Annotated in this window: 13 protein-coding genes; 3 read left to right on the top strand and 10 right to left on the bottom strand. The window is 75.5% G+C overall.

The features are described 5' to 3' along the window. Positions 1 to 12: 12 nt before the first annotated feature. From lanM to ACZ3J7_RS29015, 6 genes are all read right to left on the bottom strand, one after another. The gene (gene lanM / locus ACZ3J7_RS29040) at positions 13 to 3,255 is read right to left on the bottom strand and encodes a type 2 lanthipeptide synthetase LanM (RefSeq protein WP_465626130.1); all 3,243 of its coding nucleotides are present in this window, start codon (positions 3,253 to 3,255) and stop codon (positions 13 to 15) included. A gap of 1 nt (position 3,256) precedes the next feature. Beyond that, positions 3,257 to 5,503 carry an ATP-binding cassette domain-containing protein gene (locus ACZ3J7_RS29035; protein ID WP_465626128.1) on the bottom strand — a complete coding sequence of 749 codons (2,247 nt, stop codon included), beginning with the start codon at positions 5,501 to 5,503 and terminating at the stop codon, positions 3,257 to 3,259. Next, positions 5,500 to 7,842 (bottom strand): ATP-binding cassette domain-containing protein, encoded by a 2,343-nt coding sequence (locus ACZ3J7_RS29030; protein ID WP_465626126.1) that lies wholly within the window; start codon positions 7,840 to 7,842, stop codon positions 5,500 to 5,502. Before ACZ3J7_RS29030 ends, ACZ3J7_RS29035 begins: the two co-directional genes overlap by 4 nt. After that, a complete protein-coding gene (locus ACZ3J7_RS29025; protein ID WP_465626124.1) occupies positions 7,839 to 8,624 on the bottom strand; it encodes an acyl-CoA carboxylase biotin carboxyl carrier protein subunit in 786 nt (261 codons plus the stop codon). Before ACZ3J7_RS29025 ends, ACZ3J7_RS29030 begins: the two co-directional genes overlap by 4 nt. Further along, positions 8,621 to 9,859: a cytochrome P450 gene (locus ACZ3J7_RS29020; RefSeq protein ID WP_465626122.1), complete on the bottom strand. Its 1,239-nt coding sequence runs from the start codon at positions 9,857 to 9,859 to the stop codon at positions 8,621 to 8,623. Before ACZ3J7_RS29020 ends, ACZ3J7_RS29025 begins: the two co-directional genes overlap by 4 nt. 115 nt (positions 9,860 to 9,974) lie before the next feature. After that, on the bottom strand, positions 9,975 to 10,139 hold the full coding sequence (locus tag ACZ3J7_RS29015) for a hypothetical protein (protein WP_157845508.1): 165 nt from the start codon (positions 10,137 to 10,139) through the stop codon (positions 9,975 to 9,977). A gap of 274 nt (positions 10,140 to 10,413) precedes the next feature. Between ACZ3J7_RS29015 and ACZ3J7_RS29010 the strand changes: the two genes are divergently transcribed. From ACZ3J7_RS29010 to ACZ3J7_RS29000, 3 genes are all read left to right on the top strand, one after another. Then, complete coding sequence (locus ACZ3J7_RS29010) at positions 10,414 to 11,355, top strand: ABC transporter ATP-binding protein (protein WP_465626120.1); 942 nt, start codon at positions 10,414 to 10,416, stop codon at positions 11,353 to 11,355. Further along, entirely contained in the window at positions 11,352 to 12,161 is an 810-nt protein-coding gene (locus tag ACZ3J7_RS29005; protein WP_465626118.1) for an ABC transporter permease, read from the top strand. The genes ACZ3J7_RS29010 and ACZ3J7_RS29005 overlap by 4 nt, the downstream gene beginning before the upstream one ends. Before the next feature lie 176 nt (positions 12,162 to 12,337). Then, positions 12,338 to 12,883, top strand: coding sequence for an ATP-binding protein (locus tag ACZ3J7_RS29000; RefSeq protein WP_465626116.1), 546 nt, complete (start codon positions 12,338 to 12,340; stop codon positions 12,881 to 12,883). A gap of 67 nt (positions 12,884 to 12,950) precedes the next feature. On the opposite strand, the gene ACZ3J7_RS28995 is transcribed toward ACZ3J7_RS29000, so the two are convergent. From ACZ3J7_RS28995 to ACZ3J7_RS28980, 4 genes are all read right to left on the bottom strand, one after another. Then, entirely contained in the window at positions 12,951 to 14,321 is a 1,371-nt protein-coding gene (locus ACZ3J7_RS28995; protein WP_465626114.1) for a glycoside hydrolase family 26 protein, read from the bottom strand. A gap of 339 nt (positions 14,322 to 14,660) precedes the next feature. Next, a complete protein-coding gene (locus ACZ3J7_RS28990) occupies positions 14,661 to 15,152 on the bottom strand; it encodes an HPP family protein (protein ID WP_465626112.1) in 492 nt (163 codons plus the stop codon). Between the two features lie 246 nt (positions 15,153 to 15,398). Further along, complete coding sequence (locus tag ACZ3J7_RS28985; protein ID WP_465626110.1) at positions 15,399 to 16,577, bottom strand: hypothetical protein; 1,179 nt, start codon at positions 16,575 to 16,577, stop codon at positions 15,399 to 15,401. A 205-nt stretch (positions 16,578 to 16,782) separates the two neighbouring features. Beyond that, positions 16,783 to 17,826 (bottom strand): AI-2E family transporter, encoded by a 1,044-nt coding sequence (locus ACZ3J7_RS28980; RefSeq protein WP_465626108.1) that lies wholly within the window; start codon positions 17,824 to 17,826, stop codon positions 16,783 to 16,785. Positions 17,827 to 18,114: the final 288 nt, after the last annotated feature.

Below are 18,114 nucleotides of genomic sequence, written 5' to 3'. Positions count from 1 at the left end.
AGCGGCGCGCGGTCAGCGCAGGGTGGCGAGCGGGGCGGCGGAGGCGTCGTGCAGGCGCAGCAGCAGCAGGCCGACGGCGACGGTGCCGTCCAGCGCGCCGAGGTTGACGGCGTCGTGCGCGGCCCGGTCCGGGAACCAGGTGCCGTGCAGGCGGTGGCGGGTGAGCAGTTCGCGGACCATCAGGGCGGCGGCCTCGCGGCCGTCGTAGAACGGGCCGTCGAGCAGCGCCTCGGCCTCTTCCGGCAGGGTGTGCACCAGGCCGGCCTCGGCGGCGGTGAGCGCCTCGGTGGCGGCGGAGAGCAGGGCGCGGCCGGTGAGGGCGGCGAGGGCGGGGCCGGTGACGGGCGGGGCGAGCGCGCCGAGGTCGTCCTGGTCGACGGCGTCGGCGCCGAGCGAGACGGCGGTGTCCAGGCAGGCGAGCCGGCCGGACCGGGTGCCGGTGTCGAAGCGGTGGGCGTGCAGCCGGGCCCGGACGGACTCGGGGTCGGCGAGCAGCGCGGGGGCTTCGGCGAGGGTGCGGGCGAGCGCGGCGGCGATCGAGTCGGTGCCGCCGGGGACGAGCTCCTGGAAGTCGAACGGGGTGTGCTCGTCGGCGAGTTGGTCGAGCGCGCCGGCGGCCAGGACGCGGATCGCCTGGTCGGTGTCGGCGTGGCCGCCGCCGGCGGCGCGGCGCAGTCGCAGCAGGTTGAGCAGCAGGCCGGCGGTGCCGAGCGGGACGTCGCCGTGCGGGGTCCGCATCGGGCGGCCGGGGCGGCTGGAGGCGGATTCGGCGACCGACATCGCGCCGGGCACCAGGGCCTGCGCGGCGGTCAGGAAGTCGGCCTCGCCGAGCAGCAGGCCGCCGCGGGCCAGGCCGTGGATGATCGCGCCGGGGCCGAAGAAGCCGCCGGGGACGGGCGCGCCGGAGGCCAGCCGGGAGTCGCCGGCGAAGGCGAAGGCCTTGGGTTCGGCCGGGTCGATCAGCGCGGCGGCCTCGGCGAGCAGGGCGTGCGCGGCGCGGTGGAAGCGCGGTTCGCCGGTGGCGGACCAGAGTTCGGCGAGGTAGAGGGCGATGCCGAGGGTGCCGGAGGTCAGGTCGGGGCCGAGCACCTCGACCTGGCGCAGGCCGGTGCCGGGGTACCAGCCCTGGGCGACCCAGCCGGTGCCGCGCCGGGCGGCCAGGATCCGGTCGCCGATCGCGACGGCCTCGGCCAGCAGCTCGCCGGGGGCGGCCGGTTCGGCGGCGGCCGGCGGCCGGGCCGGCCCGGCGCTCTCCTCGGTGCCGGCCCGGGCGGCGTCCACGCAGCCGGAGAGCACCGCGACGTGGGTGTCCAGGTCGAAGCCGTCGAGTTCGGCGACCCGCTGCTGCAGGCGCTGCCAGCCGGTGGAGCGGAAGTGGCCGGGGATCTCGCGGCCGTCGGCGGTGAACACCGAGGAGGAGGTGGTCAGCGAGCGGAAGAACGGGATGTCCAGGGTGCGGAAGGAGTCGAGCTCGGCGAGCACCACCTCCAGCAGGTCGCCGCGGTCCGGGTCGCCGGAGCGGGCGGTGACGGCGCCGCGCAGGGCGCCCGCGATGACGGTCTCCCGGGTCGCGCCGTCGTCCAGCGCGAGCGGGCTGGTGGAGGCCCGCAGGATCTTGTAGCCGTCCCAGGTGTGGCGCCAGATGTAGCGCACCCAGACGCCCCGGAACCCGCTCAGCGGCCCTTCGGGGTCGGCGAGTTCGGCGCGGATCCGGTACAGCGCGTCGTGCATCTCGCGGTAGCCGTCGACCACCTCGTCGGTGTACTGCCACGGGTCGGCGGGCTGTCCGTCGTGCACCGGCCGGTAGGCGGTGATGGGCAGCGCGGGCACGCCGGGGACGACCTCCAGGCTGCCGACCCGGGACAGGCAGCCGATGTCGAGGGCGTCGGTGCGGCCGGCCGGGGTCCAGGCCTGGAAGGCCATCGCGGTGCGCACCACGGTGGTCTCCAGCTCGTCCAGCAGGGCGTGCTGGGCGTCCTTGAGCACCGGCGGGTTCTGGACCCGCGGGTAGAGCAGGCACTCCAGGTCGATCAGGACGGGGTGCTCACCGTCCGCGAGCAGGTTGTCGGCCCACATGTCGCGGCCCTCCAGCAGCTGGACCAGCCGGATGGTCATGCCGAGGCGGCGGTAGAACCGGGCGAAGCCGGCCCGGTCGGCGCAGGGACGGGACGGGACGAGCTCCTCCCAGCCGTAGTCGCCGGAGCAGTCGGTGCTGAGCGAGGCGGCGTGGCCGTCGTCGCCCCGGTCGGAGCGGATCAGCACGGTGCGCAGCGGCAGGTCGAGCGAGAGTTCGCGGTTGAGGCGCTCGACCAGGCCGAGGAAGGCGGTGGCGTGCCGCATGTCCTTGGGCTTGTAGACGACGCCCGAGCCGTTCTCGAAGCGCAGCAGGGCGACCGAGCGGCCCTGGGCGTGCCGGTCGCCGGCGTCGCCGTGCACGGAGTCCAGCGCGCCCGGGTCGGTGCCGCCCCACATCTCGGCGACCAGGCCGGCCCGGTCGGCGGAGAGGCGGGCGAACATCTCGGTGTACATCTCCTGCCACTGCCGGCAGACCGTGCCGATCAGGTAGGCCAGCGCGGGCAGCCGCTCCAGCCGGGCCAGCCAGCCCGAGACGGAGGCGTCCGGACCGCCCTCGGCGTCCCAGCTGGTGGCGCGGGAGCGGCCGGTGGCGAGCTGGAACTCCTGGCAGAGCGTCAGGTTGGCGACCTCGACGAGCCGGCCGGTCAGGGTGCCCACCACGTCGGCGCGGCCCCGCGCGGTGACCGGGACGCCCAGCACCGAGCCCTCGCCGGCCGGCAGCAGGGCGTCGGCGGCGGCCCGGAAGCCGGCCGCGACCGCGCCGGGCCCGGTGGCGGGCGCCGCGCTCTGGGCGCGCAGGAACACGGCCAGCGGGTACGCCCAGCCCGGCAGCTTCGCCGGGTCGGTGAGGCGGACCCGGCGCAGGCCCTCGCCGAGCGGGCGGCCGGTCTCGGCGAGGTGGTCGAGCAGCACCCCGGCGGAGCGCTGGTCGCCGGCGGCGCGGCGCAGCCAGGTCTCGACGGCGGCGGTGCGGCTGCGCCGGTCCTCGGTCGGGTCGGGGGTGAACAGGGCCCGGCCGTCGTCGCGGGCGGCGGCGCGTTCCTCGAAGCTCGCCGCGGCGGCGATCACGGCGTGCAGCCGCTCGTCGGCGCCGGGCAGGCCGGGCAGCAGGGCGGTCGTCGGGGCCTGGTGGCCCGGGGTTCCGGCGGTGCGGAGCCAGGTCTGAACGTCGAGCGACATCTCACATCTCCTGGAAGCGGGCGAGGCGGGTGAACAGCGGGTCGGTGCCGAGAAGTTCGCGGTAGGTGCCCTCGGCGGACACCCGGCCCCCGTCCAGCACGTAGATGCGGTCGGCGGTGCGGATGGTGCTCAGTCGGTGGGCGATCACCAGGCGGGTGCGGTCGAGGCCGGCGACGGCGTCGGCGACCCGCTGCTGGGTGGCGTTGTCGAGGGCGGAGGTGGCCTCGTCGAGCAGCAGCACGGCCGGGTCGCGGACCAGGGCGCGGGCCAGCAGCAGGCGCTGCACCTGGCCGCCGGAGAAGCCCTGGGCGTCCTCGCCGACCCGGGTGCCCAGGCCCATCGGCAGGGCGCGCAGCTCGTCGGCGATGCCCGCGAGTTCGGCGGCGCGCCAGATCCGTTCCTCGCTGGTGTCGGGGTCGGCGCCGGCCAGGTTCTCCAGCAGCGAGCCGCGCAGCATCCGGCCGTGCTGGAGCACCGAGCCGAGCTGGCGGCGCACCAGCCGGGCGTCCAGCGCGGCGAGTTCGCGGCCGTCGTAGCGGACCGCGCCGGACTCGGGCCGCTCGAAGCCGAGCAGCAGCCGGACCAGGGTGGACTTGCCGGCGCCGGACGGGCCGACCACGGCGACGAACTCGCCGGGTTCGGCGCGCAGCGACACCCCGTCGAGGGTGGGCAGCGCGCTGCCCGGGTAGCGGAAGACCACGTTCTCCAGGGCGAGGCGCCCCTCCAGGCGGCCGGGGTCGGCGAGCTGTCCGGCCCGTTCGGCGGCGTTCACGGCGGGCTCGGCGAGGATCGGCCGCAGCCGCTCCAGCACCGGGGCGACCGCGTACGCGCCGACCGCGGCGTGGGTGACCTGGCCGAGCGCCAGGGCGACCTGGCCGGCCGCCACGCCGGCCGCCATCAGGTGTCCGGCCTCGGCGGCCGGGCCGAAGGTGGCCCCGGCCAGCAGGACGGCCAGCAGCAGGGGCTGGAGCGCGGTGGTGAGGGCCCCGGAGAGCGCCTCGCTGCGCATCGCGGCGGCGTCGGCGCGCTTCTGCCCGGCGAACGGGACGGCCCAGCGGGCGAACGCCTGGATCTCCCGGCCGGCGGTCTGGATCTTGTCGATGCCCAGCAGCAGGCCGTACAGCACGCCCTGCAGCTGCCCGTGCGCCTCGTACACCCGTGATTCGTGCTCCTGGCGGCGACGGCCGAGCAGCAGCAGCGCGACCGTCACCGCCAGCACGGCGAGCAGCAGCAGCCCGCCGAGCCGCCAGTCCACCAGCAGCAGGACCGTCAGCCCGGTGACGGCGAACACCGCGCCGAGCACGGCGCCCACCAGCACCTCCGAGAGGGCTTGGCGGGCCTGCGCCACCGCGTTCGCCCGGTGCACCAGGTCACCCGTGGTGTAGTCGCGGAAGAACCGCGCGTCCTGGGCCAGCAGCCGGTCCCAGACGGCGGGTTCGAGCGCGTGCTGCACCCGGCCGGTGAGCCGGACGGCGGCGGTGTTGCGGACCAGCGTGAGCAGCCAGGACGCCACCACCGCGGAGCCCAGCAGCACGGCCAGCCAGCGCACCGGGTGCCGTTCGGCCAGCAGCAGGCCGGGCAGCAGCACTCCGGTGGACAGCGGGACGAGCAGGCCGAGCAGCGCCGACACCAGACCGGCCAGGCTCAGCACCGCCAGGTCCCGGCGGGCACCGGGCACGGCGAGGGCGAAGCGCAGCAGGTCGGCCGGGGTCGGGCACCCCGGCGGCAGCGGCGGGTACAGCAGCAGCGCCTGGCGGCTCAACTCGGAACGGGTGGCAGCCCGTTCGGAGTCCGGGTCGTGGCGGCGGTGCCGCCCGGCCCGGGGTATCAGGGCGATCGGCCGGCCGTCCTCGGCGGCGAACGCCACCATCGGTCCGGCCGTGCCGGTCTCGTCCCCGTCGGCGAGGGTGACCGGGCGCCAGCGGACCCCGGCGCGGCGCAGCAGCGCGGTGACCGGGTCGGCGGCGTCCCGCACGGCGGCGGGGACCTCCTGGGGCACCGGCACCCCCAGGGCCCGCAGCACCTCCCGCGCCTGGTCCGCGCGGTGGCGCGGCGCTGTCGGCGTGGCTCCGCCGCGGCGCGGGGAGGTGTGCGGACGGGGGGTGGTGCCGAACTCCGCCAACGCGTCCGCGAGTGCGGTCCGGTTGGCGGCCGCGGTGGCGTCGGCCCGGGTCGCCGGGCCGCGCTCGTGGTCCGCCGCGGCTGTCCTGGTGCCGCCCCGGGGGGCGGCGTCGGTGGTGGTGGTCATGCCTGCTCCTCCGTCCGGGCGGGCTGGTCCCGGGTGGCCCCGGTGGTCTCGGTGGTCCCGGCCTGTCCGGCTTCGCGCAGCAGCGCGCGGTAGGGGCCGTCCTGTTCGGCGAGTTCGGCGGGCGGTCCCTGCTGGACGATCCGGCCCTCGCGGATCACCACGACCCGGTCGGCGGCCTGGATGGTGCTCAGCCGGTGGGCCAGCACCAGGCAGCTGACGCCCCGGCGGCGCAGGTGCCCGTTGACGGCGGCCTCGGTGTGGGCGTCCAGCGCGCTGGTCGCCTCGTCGAGCACGACCAGGGCCGGGTCGAGGGCCAACGCCCGTGCGATCTCCAGGCGTTGGCGTTCGCCGCCGGACCAGTTGCGGGCGTCCTCGTCGATCCGGGCGTCCAGTCCGCCTCGGCGGCGGACCAGTTCGGCGGCTTCGGCGTCGGCCAGCGCCCGGTGCAGGGCGTCCTCGTCGGCGGACGGGTCCCAGAGCGTCAGGTTCTCCCGGACGGTGCCCTCGAAGAGCCGCAACTGCTGTTCGACGTAGGCGACCTGGCCGGTGACGACGGCGCGGTGCCAGTCGTCGCGGGGCTTGCCGTCGAGCAGCACCTCGCCCTTCCAGGGCCGCAGCACGCCGGCCGCGAGCCGGGCCAGCGTCGACTTGCCGCTGCCGCTGCCGCCGACCACCGCGACCCACTCGCCGGGGGCGATCCGCAGCGAGATCCCGGCCAGCGCGGGCGGGCGGTTCGGGTCGTAGCCGAACTCCAGGTCGCGCAGCTCCAGTTCGCCGCGCAGCCGGACGGGTTCGGCGGGGGCGTCGAGGACCGGCGCGAGGTACGGGTCGACCTCGCTGGTCTCGATGTCCTCCAGCAGCGCGTTCTGCGCCCGGGCGACGGTGAACTCGGACCCGGTGCCGACCAGTTGGGAGACCGGCAGGAGGAACCCGTTGAGCAGCAGCAGGAAGGCCAGCAGGGTGCCGAAGGAGAGCGAGCCGGCCAGCAGCAGCGCCGTTCCGGCGACCACCGCGGCCGCGGCGGCGGCCGAGTTGAGCGCGCCGGGCAGCGAGAGCGGCACCAGCACGCTGCGGGCGACCTGCTGCCCGGTGTGCGCGGCGCGGGCCTGCCAGCCGGCCCAGGAGCGGAACAGCGCGTCCTCGGCGCCCTCCGCCTTGACCGTCTCGATCGCCGACACCCCGGCGAACGCGACGCCGTCGCGCTTGTGGCCCTCGGCGTGCAGCCGGTGGATGGTGCCGCCGCGCCGCCGGTCGGCCGAGCGCAGCGCCAGCGCGTCCAGCACGGCGACGGCGACCGGGATCGCGGCGAGCTTCGGCGCCAGCCAGAGCAGCGCGGTCAGGTGCACGGCGGCGGCCGCCAGCGAGGAGAGCGCGCCCGCCACCCGGTAGGACAGCAGGTTGGCCAGGCCGTCGTTGAGCTGCACCCGGGTCACCAGGCCGCCGAGCTGGCGGCGGTGGAAGAACGCGCCGGGCAGCCGCAGCATCCGCCACAGGAAGGCCGCCGAGGAGCGGGCGGCCATCGCCTCCAGCACCCGGTTGACCAGCGCGGAGCGCAGCCAGTTCCCGGCCAGCACCAGGCCGGCCACCGAGAACCCGGCCAGCGTCAGCGGCACCGCCCACTGGCTCGCGCCGCCGTTCACCACGGTCGACAGGTAGGTGCGCAGCAGGAACGCGGACGCCACCCCGGGGAGCGTCATCAGCATGCCGACCAGCACCGCGACCAGCATCGGCCAGGCGTACGGCCGCATCCGGGCGCCCAGCGAGCGCAGCAGCGGGAAGCGGCGGCCGCCGCGCTCGAAGTCGGGGCCGGGCTCGAAGCCGACGGCGATGCCCGCGAAGGAGTCCCAGAACTCCGCCGGGGTCGCCGAGTAGGAGCCCAGCGAGGGGTCGTTGACGTGCACCCGGCCGCGCTTGACGCCCTCGAAGACGGCGAAGTGCGGGCCGGTGACCAGCACCATCGACGGGACGGGCACCGCGTCCAGGCCCTCCAGCCGCTCGCCCTCCCGGCGCACCACCCGGCGGCCGCGGGCCAGCAGCCCGTACCGGCCGGCGGCCCGGGCGACGGCGGCGGCGCTGACGCCGTCGCGGCTGACCCCGCAGGCCCGGGACGCCTCGTTCAGCGTCACCCGCCGCCCGAACGCGCCGAGCACCACGGCCAGGCAGGCCGCCCCGCAGTCCTGCTCCTCCATCTGCGGCACCACGGGCGTGCGCAGGTAGGTCCGCGCCTTGGCGGCATTCCCGGGGGCCTTGCCGGGCGCCTCCGCCCCGGGCGGGCCGCCGTTGGCGGCCCGCGGTTCGGTCGCGGGCGGTTCGACGGTGGCGCTCTGCACCGGCTTCATCGCTTGGCCTCCTGCCCGAGCACGGCCTGGTACGGGTGCCGGCTGCCAAGGTCGACCCGGACGTCCAGCGCCAGCGGGCCGTTCAGCGCGACGCCCTGCGGGAGCCGGGCGTACGCCACCCAGACCGGCGCGCCGCCGGCGGGCAGGCCGGGGACGGCGACCGGCAGGGTGCCGTCGAGCGAGTCGGCGCGGACGGGCAGCGGCTCGACCCGGTCGACGACGGCGCGGACCGCGCCCCCGCCGGGCACCGGCACCAGCACGGGCAGGCCGGGGGCGAGCTTCGCGGCGTCCGCCGGGTCGCCGGCCAGCAGCCGGACGGTGACCGGGGCGTCGGCCGGGTCGATCGCCAGCACGGGCGTGCCGGGCGAGAGCGGCGCGCCGGGCGCGGCCAGCAGCGCGCTGACGGTGCCGGCGCCCGGCGCGGTGAGCTCGCCGTCGCCGACCAGCGCGAGCACCTGTCCGGCGGTGACCCGGTCGCCCGGCCGGACCTCGAACGCGACCAGGCTGCCCGCGCGTTCGGCGGCCACCCGGACGGGGGCGTCCCCGTGCGCGGCGACCGCGGCCACCGTCATGGTGTGCGGGAGGCGGCCCCACACCGCCCAGCCCGCACCCGCGCCGACGGCCAGCAGCAGCGCGGCGCCGGCCAGCCGGAGCCGGGGGCCGATCAGCCGCACGGGCTGGTCCAGGCCGGGCTCCAGCACGGCCGCGGCCCGCGCGGCGGCGACCGCCGCCGTCCGCGAACGCTCCGCCCGCTGCTCCTCCGGTTCCGTCGCGGTGCTCATGCCGCCACCTCCATCAGTTCGGTGCGCGGCGGGCAGGCCACCGGCAGTTCGCGCACCCCGCCGAAGGCGAACTGCTCGTTGCCGCGGGCGGTGGCGTCGGTCAGGGTGGTGCTCAGCTCCCGTACCGCGTCGGCCTCGGCGAGGCCGCGCAGGACGGCGGAGCCGGCGATCAGCGAGAGCGGCGCGCCCAGGCAGTGGTGCGGGCCGTGGCCGAAGGCGAGGTGCTGGCGCTCGGGGCGGTCGGGGTCGAAGCGGTCGGGGTCGGCGAAGCGGCGCGGGTCCCGGTTGGCGGCGGCGTACAGCAGCATGGCGACGCTGCCGGCCGGGACGACGGTGTCGCCGAGGACGACCTCCCTGGTCAGCGCGCGGGCGCTGGCCCGGACGGGGCTGCCGAGGCGCTGCGCCTCGTCGAACACGGCGGCGGCCAGCGCGGGTTCGGCGCGCAGCCGGGCGGCCAGGCCGGGGGTGCGGATCAACTCCCAGGCGGCGACCGCGAGTCCGGAGGTGAGCGTCTCCAGCCCGTTGGCGAGCAGCATCACCACGAAGGCGAGCAGTTCCTCGGTGTCGAGCCGGCCCTCGCCGCGCGCGGTGGTCAGCCGGCTGATCAGGTCGTCGCCGGGGGCGGCGGCCCGGGCGGCGCACAGCTCCTCGACGTAGGCGTGGAACTCGGCGAACTCGGCGTCGAGCGCGGCCGCTCCGGGGCCGTCGCCGAACGGGTCGAGCATCGCGCGGGCGACCAGGCCCGCCCAGCCGGTGATCCGGCCCTGCTCGGAGTCGGGGACGTCGAGGATCGCGCAGGAGACGGCGACCGGCAGCGGGACGGCCAGGTCGGCGACGAGTTCGAAGGACCCGGACTCGACCAGCGGGGCGAGCAGCCGGGCGGCGGTGGTCTCGATCCGCTCGCGCATCTGCTCCAGCCGGCGGTGGCTGAACGCGGCGGTGGCGAGCCGCTTGAGCCGGGTGTGGTCGGCGCCGTCGCGCATCGGCAGCATCCGGTTGACCACCTTGAGCAGCGCGGTGTTGCCCGCCCTGGGCAGGCCGACGGTGGTCGGGTCGACGTGGGTGCCGGGGTTCATCAGGACGGTGAGGACCTCCTGGTACCCGGAGACGACGTACAGCGGGCCGAGGTCCAGCACGGGCGCCTCGGTCAGCAGCCGGCGGTAGAGCGCGGGTGGGTCCTGCTGAGCGGCGGGCTGCTGGATGAACCGCGTCAGCTCGTGCCGGAGGCTGTCCATGCCCGGCTCTCCTTCGGTCTGGCTTCGGACGTGGGCTTCGGAGGTGGCTGCGGGAGCCGGACGGGGTGCGGGGGTGGGCCGCCGGTGGGCGGACCACCCCCGCACGGATCCCGAATTACTCGGCCGAGACCTCGGCGACGGAGTTCGACACCGAGCTGAAGCTCGACACCGGGCAGGCGGCGGAGAGCAGGGAGGAGACGGAGACGCCGCCGTTGACGGTGTCCAGCTCCTCGACCTCGATGTCGAACTGCTCGTCCTTGTTGATCTCGTTCTGCGCCATGGGAATCTCCCTCGGTTTCGCGGCGCCGGCCCGCTTCTCGGGTCGGTCGCCTCGGTCTTCCCTTTTCCCGCTCCGGGCTTTCCCGGTTTCGCTTTCCCCGGTTCCGCTCTCGGCGATGTCTCAACTATGACCGGGTCCCGAAAATCCGTGCAGTAGGAGATGTCAGATTTCGCGGGGCGTAAATGTCACCACCCGAGATGACATTTTGCACATGTTCTGACCTGCGGCGATACGGTACTTGCCGGGCACGCCCCGCACCCGTCACGCTGCCTGCATGACACCTCTTTCCGAGAATTCCCCGGCCGTGGAGGTAGTGGATCTGCGGCGCAGTTACGGCGACTACGAGGCGGTGCGCGGCATCTCCTTCTCCCTCGCCCGCGGCGAGCTGTTCGCCCTGCTCGGCACCAACGGCGCGGGCAAGACCACCACCCTGGAGGTGCTGGAGGGCTACCACCCGCCGACCTCCGGGCGGGTCCGGGTGTTCGGCCTGGACCCGTTCACGGCGGGCCCGCAGGTCCGCCGGCGCACCGGGACGATGCTCCAGGAGGGCGGCTTCTTCAAGGAGCTGACCGTCCGGGAGACCGTCGACTGCTGGCGCGCCTTCACCAGCGGGGCCCGGCCGACCGCCGAGGTGCTGGCGAAGGTCGCCCTGGAGCCGAAGGCCGGCACCCGGGTCTCCCAGCTCTCCGGCGGCGAGCGCCGCCGCCTCGACCTGGCGCTGGCCGTGCTGAACGACCCGGAGCTGCTGTTCCTGGACGAGCCGACCACCGGCATGGACCCGGAGGCCCGGCGCGCCACCTGGCGGCTGGTGAAGGAGCTGCGGGCGGCCGGCACCACGGTGGTGCTGACCACCCACTACCTGGAGGAGGCCCAGCAGTTGGCCGACCGGGTGGCCATCATGGACCGGGGCCTGATCGCCGCCACCGGCACCGTCGCCGAGGTGCTGTCCGGCCGGGGCGACCTGATCACCCTCCCGCTGCCGCCCGGCCTCGGCCTCGCCGACCTGCCCGAACTGCTGGGCGCCGCACCGTCGTCGGCCGACGGCCTGGCCACCTACCGGGTGCCCCGCTCGGCGCCCGCGCTGGCCGCGCTGCACGGCTGGGCGGCGGCCCGCGGCGTCGAGCTGGACGGCCTGGAGGTCCGCGCCAGCTCGCTGGAGGACGTCTTCCTCGACCTCGCCTCCTCGTCCGCCACTCCCCTGGAGACGTCACGATGACCTGGTACGCGTACGCCAAGGGGCAGTTCGCCCTGTCCTGGAAGGTGTTCTGGCGCAACCGGCGCTCCACCTTCATCGGGTTCCTGCTGCCGGTGCTGCTCAACCTGGTGATCGCCGCGCCGCTGCGCGACAAGGAGATCGGCGGGGTGAACGCCGCCGGGTACGTCGCGGTCGGGCTGCTCGGACTGGCCCTGGTCACCTCGTTCGTGAACCTGCTGGGCAGCGTGGTGTCGCGCCGCGAGGAGCTGGTTCTCAAGCGGCTGCGCGGCACCGAGTGCCCGCCCAGCGCGATCTTCGCCGGGCAGTTGGGCGCGGGCGGGGTGGTGGTGCTGATCCAGGCGCTGGTGCTGGGCGGCGTCGCGGTGGGCTGGTTCGGGGCGCCGCTGCCGGCCGACCCGCTGCTGCTGCTGCTCGTCCTGGTCGGCGGCTACCTGCTGTTCTCGGTGCTGGCGGTGGCGCTGTCCGGGGTGACGCCGTCGACCGAGTCGGCGCCGCTGGTGGCGACGCCGGTCCTGGTGCTGTGCATGTTCGGCGCGGGCGTCTTCACCCCGGTCGCGGGCCTGCCCGACTGGCTGCGGCAGCCGGCCGGCGCCCTGCCGCTGTCCCCGGTGATCCGGGGGCTGCGGACCGCCTGGTTCGGCCGCGAGTTCGGCGCCGAGACCTGGACGGGCGGGCCGCTGCCCGAACTCGACCTGCTGCACGGCTGGGCCGCGGCCGGACCGTCGCTGCTCCTGGTCGCCGCCTGGCTGGCCGCCGCCGCGGTGCTCTCCCGCCGCCTGCTGCGCTGGGAGCCGCGCCGGGGCTGACGCCCCGTCGGCCGCCGCCCCCTCCCCCTCGACCGGCCCGCCCGTCCGTACGAAGTGCCCGCGCCCCGGGGACTTCCGGCCGTGGCGGGCCGTCGGCGTCCCGGCCGATCCTGGACGGTGCGGGTCGTCTCCTGTCGTCGGCGGGTGCCCGTACGCACCCCACCGGGAGGACCGCGATGTCCCAAAGTCGGCCGCAGCTCAGCCTGTTGACGCTCGACAGCACCCCCGAGTCGGTCGCCGGGGCCCGCCGCCACACCACACAGGTGCTGGAGTGCTGGCGCGCCCGGGTCGAACTCTCCGAGGCCGCCCGCCTGGTGGTCTCCGAACTGGCCACCAACGCGGTCCGGGCCCGCCCCGGCCGCAACGGGTTCACCCTCGCGCTGACCCTGGACGGGAACGCCCTCCTGGTCCAGGTAGGCGACCAGGACCCCCACCCGCCCCGCCCCCGCGCCGCAGGCCCCGACGCCACCGGCGGCCGCGGCCTGCACCTGGTCGACGAACTCTCCACCCGCTGGGGCTACTACCGCACCCGACCGCGCGGCAAGGTCGTCTGGGCCGAGCTCCTCGCCGAGACGGGGGCCGGAGCCGGAGCCGGGGCCGGGGCCGAAGCCGGGGCCGGGGCCGGGGCCCGGACCGTCCTGGTCGACGTCCGTCTGCCGCGGCTCCCGGCCGCTCCCCCGGCCACTCCCCCGGCCGCTCCCCCGCCCGCCGGACACCGGTGACGCCCGCGTGCCGCCGGCGACCGGTGCGCCGTCGTCGACGCCCGACGCCCGGCGCCCGGCACCGGGCTCAGTGCGCGTGGACCGAGCCCCAGGCGAAGTTCTGGCCGAGGCCGATGCCCGAACCGCCCGTGTAGACCTGCCTGGCGGCGTAGTACGTCGCCTGCACGTCCGCCTTCGTGTTGTACTCCGTCTTGGTGAGCCCGGACCCCCAGGTGCTCCAGATGACCCAGGGGCTGCTGGTCAGCGCGTTCGTGCCGTCGGCCTTGACGGGGACGTGGTACGCCTCGGCGAGCATGCGCGGCTTCGCGTAGTCGACGAGGCCGGTGTGGTGGGCGTGCGTGAAGTCGGAGTAGCCCGTGTAGTAGTCGTCGACGCCGACGACGTCCACCCGGGCGGCGCCGGGGTAGTAGTCCCACGGCACGGTGCCGCCCGGCTGCTTCCAGGCGTTCGGGGCCCAGACGAAGATCAGGTTGTGCAGCCCCTTCGTCTTCACCAGGAAGTCGTACGTGATCGTCCACAGCTTCTTGTACGAGGCCGGGCTCTTCCCGCCCCACCAGAAGTGGGCGCCGTTCATCTCGTGGTACGGCCGCAGCAGCACCGGCACGTCCCACGCGGCGAAGTACGAGAGGGAGGCCGCCAGGAACTCCAGGTCGGAGAGGAGGGCGCGGTACTCGGGGGTGTCGTTCTCCCAGTCGAGGAGCCGGTCGAACCAGGCCTGGTCGGTGGTGATCGTCGCCACCGGGTAGGACACGTCGTTCTGCGGGCGCTGCCCCGCGACCTGGTGGAGCACCCGGCTCCAGGACTTCACCGCCGAGCCGGGGTACGGCTGGTGGAAGCTCACGCCGACGATCCCGGCGGCCGCGCCGCCGTTGTCGAGGGTCGCGCCGGTGCCGTCGAGCCCGGTCATCACACCGCCCGGGTTGTACGTGCCGTCCGCCGGTCGCGGCAGCCCCTTCCAGACGCCGAAGGCGAGGTCGACCGCGTCGTCCACGTACTGCCACGAGCGCACCCCGGTCGGCAGCCCGAGCTCACGGTCGTAGCCGCGGTCCCCGTACCGCCCCCAGCCGGTGGCGCCGTACCCGGGCCCGAGGTCGATCTCGACGAACCCGGAGAGCTTCCCGGTGATGTCCCGGGCCTTCTTGTAGTAGTACCCGGAGAACGTGGTGCCGCCGGTGTCCCCGTACGAGGCGTTGTACAGCTCCTGGTGCGTCTCGATGTGCTGCCCGATGATGGTCATCGGGTTGTTCCCGCTCCGCCCGCGGTTCTCCAGCGCCACCAGCAGGTCGTAGACGGCCCGCGCGTTCGCCGACGCCAGCGGATCACGGTCGGTCAGCCTCGGCGCGATCGACGGCGCCGCCGCCGCCCGAGCCGCCGGAGCGGCCAGCAGCCCGGCGGTGGCTGCCGCCCCGAGAGCGGAAACGAACGTACGCCTGCGCATGGACGGGACCTCCGGTCGCGGAACGGGGCGAACGCCAGTGCGAGTTGACGCACCGACGGACGAGCGGGCCCATGCTAACGGGGGCGCCAGTCGGGCCGATTCCGAAGGCTGCCGGCCCCGTTCGAGCCGTCCTCACCCTTCGTCCGACCAGTTCGGCGTGCAGGTGGGGAGGGCTCGATGCCGCGACATCGATTCCTCGACATCGATGTCGCGGCATTGATGTCGCGGCATTGATGTCGGCGCATTGATGACCTCTCATCGATGTTGCAACATCAATGTGCCGACATCAATGTGCCGACATCGATGTGCCGACATCGATGTGCCGACATCGATGTCCTGTCACCAGGCGACCGGATAGCGCACCGGGTGCCCTCCGAGCCGGTGCGGCAGCAGCCCGAACAGGACCAGGACTGCGGTGGCCAGCGCCAACAGTGGCAGGAACGCCTGAGGGTGCGGGGACTGCAGCACCACGATCACCGAGGTCGCCGCCGCCGGCGAGTGCGGCACGTGGGCGATCAGCATCGCCACCAGCGCCAGCCCGCCCGCGACCGCCGCCGCCCACGGCCCCGGCCCGGCCACCGCCAGCACCAGGAATCCCACCAGCGCCGACAGCAGCTGCCCGCCGACCAGGTTCCGCGGCTGCGAGATCGGCAGTCCGGGAGCCCCGTGCACCAGCGCCGCGCTCGCCGCCAGTGGCGGGATCAGCACCGGCTGGTGCAGTGCCACCCCGACACCGACCAGCACCAGCAGTGCCCCCATGGCAAAGCTTCCGGCCCGCATCGCCTGCCACGCCCGACTTCCCAGAGTGGCGGCGTTCGAGGTGACGGACATGCGGAGGCTCCCTGATCAGGCGAAGTGCGGATCCCAGGATCCTAAACAGACTGTTGACGCTTCAAGAACTCCTTTGCCTCAGTGGTAAGAAATCCTCGCACCGTCCGACCGGCACGCCGGCGCCACTCCCCCGGGAGGCAGCGGGCGACCGGGTCCGCTCAGCGCCACGACCGATCCGGCGAGGCTGCTGCAGACGGAGAGGGCCCCGGGGCGGCCCGGGGCGGACTGCATCCCGCCCCGGCCCGCCTACCGGTTCCGTGCCGTCCGGGCGGCCACCAGGGGCGGCAGGCAGGCGCCGAGGGGCGTCTCCTCCCGGGGCGGGTGGATCCGGGTCCGGGCGCGCTGCGCGGTGGTCGTGCTCCTGGCCGTACTCCTGGCTGTGCTCCCGGTCGGCGCGGGGCCGGGCCCAGGCCCGGGCGGCAGGGTCGTCCGGGTCGGGCGGATGCCGCTCCTGGCCAGCTGGGCGCCGGTCCTCGTGACCTGCCAGCCGCCGCCGACCGCGAGGGCCCGGCGCGCCTGGCCGAGGCAGGGGCCGCAGGTGCCGGGGTGCGGGACCGGGTTGCGGCACTCGGCGCACTCGGCGGGGCCGGTGCGCGGCCCGGACGGCCCGGACGGCCCGGCCGTCACCGCCCCGACGGGATCGGGGAGCGGGCTCGGCTCGGGCGGCAGCTTGCGTTCCAGCCGGGAGCGCAGCACGGCCGCCGCCGAGTGGATCGGTGTCGGCAGGCCGGGCAGCAGGGCCCGGGCCAGGTCCTCCGCCGTGCTGCCGCGCCGCCGCCACTCGGCGACCAGCGGGGCCAGTTCCAGCGCCTCCGCCTCACCGATCCGCAGCCGGGGCTCCGGCCGGACGACCCGGAGCAGCAGGACGGCCGCCTCCCGGACCGCCTCGTCCACCTCCTCGAACGGTTCGGGCACCGACTCCACCGCCGTCACCGCCTCGGCCGCCACCGCCGTCACCGCCTCGGCCGCCTCCGGCTCGGCGGTCGGCTCGACGGTCGGGAGGGAGGGTTTTCCCCCCTGGGTTTCCCATAGGACGTCACGTCGACCGGGTCCCGGTGCACCGGCACCCGGAAAGGCGGGATCCGGCGCGACCTGCGGCGGAGCGTCGTACCGGAGGGGTTCCGGGGCGGTGGGCTGCGGGGTGTCGAAGAGGTGGGACTGGCTGACGAACCGTCCGTTGGGGAGCTGGAACGCGATGACCCAGTAGAAGCCGCCGGCCCTCAACTCGCGGAGCATCCGGGCGATTCCGGCCCGCCCGTCGGGGCCTTCGGCGGCGAGCTGGCGGCCGTCCTTGTCGCAGCCGTCGGGGCTGGTGAGGAGCTGGACCGCGAGGCCGTACGCGCCCTTGGAGAGGCCGGAGCGCTCGGGGCGGAGCAGGGGGAAGGGGTCGAAGGCGCGCGTGCGCGCGCTACGATGAAGGTGCATGGGGAGTGCTTTTCCTTGTGCCAGGCCCCGGGGTGTTGGTAGCGCCGCCGGGGTCAATCTTTTGCGTTCCGAGCACGGAACGTAACACACTTCTCACGCTCCGGGACAAGCGGTCGGAAGCGGTCGTCACCGCATCAAAATCCCTCCCACAAGGGCCACTTGACGGCACGTCGGCGACACGGCGACACGGCGTACCGATCGGACGTCACCACTCCCGCACCAGCTTCACGACTCCCACCGCGGCGGCGGTGAGCGGCACCGCCAGCAGGGTGCCGAGCAGGCCGCCCAGGGAGGCGCCCGCCGAGATGGTGAGCAGGACGACCGCCGGGTGCAGCATCACCGTTCGGCTCTGGACGGCGGGTTGGAGGATCGCCCCCTCCAGGGCCTGCACGCCCAGCACGATGCCGAACGCCCAGAGCGCCTCGCCCGGGCCACCGTCCGCGAACGCCACCACCACCGCCGTCAGGCCGGACAGGAACGCGCCCGCGTACGGCACGTACGCGCCGACGAACACCAGCGCGCCCAGGCCCAGCGCGTGCGGCACGCCCAGCACGGTCAGGCCCAGCGCGATGAAACCGGCGTCGATGGCCGCGATGATCGTCGTCCCGCGCATGAAGCCGGACATCGCGCCGTAGCCGGTCCGCGCCACCCCCAGCACCCTCTCCTCCTGCCCGGCCGGCGCGACCCTGCGCAGCGCCGCCACCAACTGCGGCCGGTCGCGCAGCAGGAAGAACGCCAGCGCCAGCGTCAGCACCCCGCAGGCCAGCACCTGCGCGGCCAGGCCCACTCCGCCCAGCACCCCGGAGACCACGCCCGCGCCCAGGCTCCGCCCCAGCTGCCGCAGACCGCTCGCCGCACCGCGCACCGCCTGCGCGAACGGATCCGTCCCGGACGCCCGCTCCGCCGCCGCCTGCAGCGAGGCGGCCAGGCCGGCCGCCGCGTCCGAGATCAGCTTCACCACCACCCACAGCGCGCCGCCCACCACGACCACCAGCAGCAGGCAGCCCGCCGCCGCCGCCAGCGCTCGCGGCAGCCCGCGCACCACCAGCCGCCGGCTCACCGGCTCCACCAGCGCGGTGATCAGCACCGCGATCAGCAACGGCACCACCGCCGCCCGCAGCAGCACGCACAGCGCGACCACCAGCGCCACCACCGCCGCCGCCACCAGCACCGCCGCACCCCAGCGCGACGCCGACCGCCACCCCGGAGCGCCGGACGCACCCGCGACAGGTTCCCGCCCGACGCCCATCGAGGACCACCCTTCCGCCGCCACCGCCCGCTCTGCGGCGAATCCTCCCCCTTCACCCCCACCCCCAGACGGCCCCGCACCCCCGCCCACCCCGTTTCACCCACCCGGCGCACCCCCACTGGCGCCCGGCCGCCCCACCCCCTTCGGAACGCCCCCGGAAAGCCCCCGAGAAGCACGACGGACACAAGTCGCCGGGCGCTCGGTGGCTGGTGACGATCGGTGGAGGTCCCCGCCCGGGGAGTGGCGCGGTGGCGCGGGGATCGGGGGTCGGGGCCTTGAGGCGTGCGG

The sequence above is a fragment of the Kitasatospora sp. NPDC015121 genome, assembly GCF_055562955.1.
Note: the sequence above shows the minus strand (reverse complement) of the source record. Positions and strands in the feature narration are given on the sequence as shown.

Coding starts and splice junctions, on each gene's coding strand:
- ACZ3J7_RS29020 (WP_465626122.1), bottom strand. CDS start 9,859: ATGGACAGCCTCCGGCACGAGCTGACGCGGTTCATCCAGCAGCCCGCC.
- ACZ3J7_RS29005 (WP_465626118.1), top strand. CDS start 11,352: ATGACCTGGTACGCGTACGCCAAGGGGCAGTTCGCCCTGTCCTGGAAG.
- ACZ3J7_RS28980 (WP_465626108.1), bottom strand. CDS start 17,826: ATGGGCGTCGGGCGGGAACCTGTCGCGGGTGCGTCCGGCGCTCCGGGG.
- ACZ3J7_RS29015 (WP_157845508.1), bottom strand. CDS start 10,139: ATGGCGCAGAACGAGATCAACAAGGACGAGCAGTTCGACATCGAGGTC.
- ACZ3J7_RS28990 (WP_465626112.1), bottom strand. CDS start 15,152: ATGTCCGTCACCTCGAACGCCGCCACTCTGGGAAGTCGGGCGTGGCAG.
- ACZ3J7_RS29025 (WP_465626124.1), bottom strand. CDS start 8,624: ATGAGCACCGCGACGGAACCGGAGGAGCAGCGGGCGGAGCGTTCGCGG.
- ACZ3J7_RS28995 (WP_465626114.1), bottom strand. CDS start 14,321: ATGCGCAGGCGTACGTTCGTTTCCGCTCTCGGGGCGGCAGCCACCGCC.
- ACZ3J7_RS29010 (WP_465626120.1), top strand. CDS start 10,414: ATGACACCTCTTTCCGAGAATTCCCCGGCCGTGGAGGTAGTGGATCTG.
- ACZ3J7_RS29030 (WP_465626126.1), bottom strand. CDS start 7,842: ATGAAGCCGGTGCAGAGCGCCACCGTCGAACCGCCCGCGACCGAACCG.
- ACZ3J7_RS28985 (WP_465626110.1), bottom strand. CDS start 16,577: ATGCACCTTCATCGTAGCGCGCGCACGCGCGCCTTCGACCCCTTCCCC.
- lanM (WP_465626130.1), bottom strand. CDS start 3,255: ATGTCGCTCGACGTTCAGACCTGGCTCCGCACCGCCGGAACCCCGGGC.
- ACZ3J7_RS29035 (WP_465626128.1), bottom strand. CDS start 5,503: ATGACCACCACCACCGACGCCGCCCCCCGGGGCGGCACCAGGACAGCC.
- ACZ3J7_RS29000 (WP_465626116.1), top strand. CDS start 12,338: ATGTCCCAAAGTCGGCCGCAGCTCAGCCTGTTGACGCTCGACAGCACC.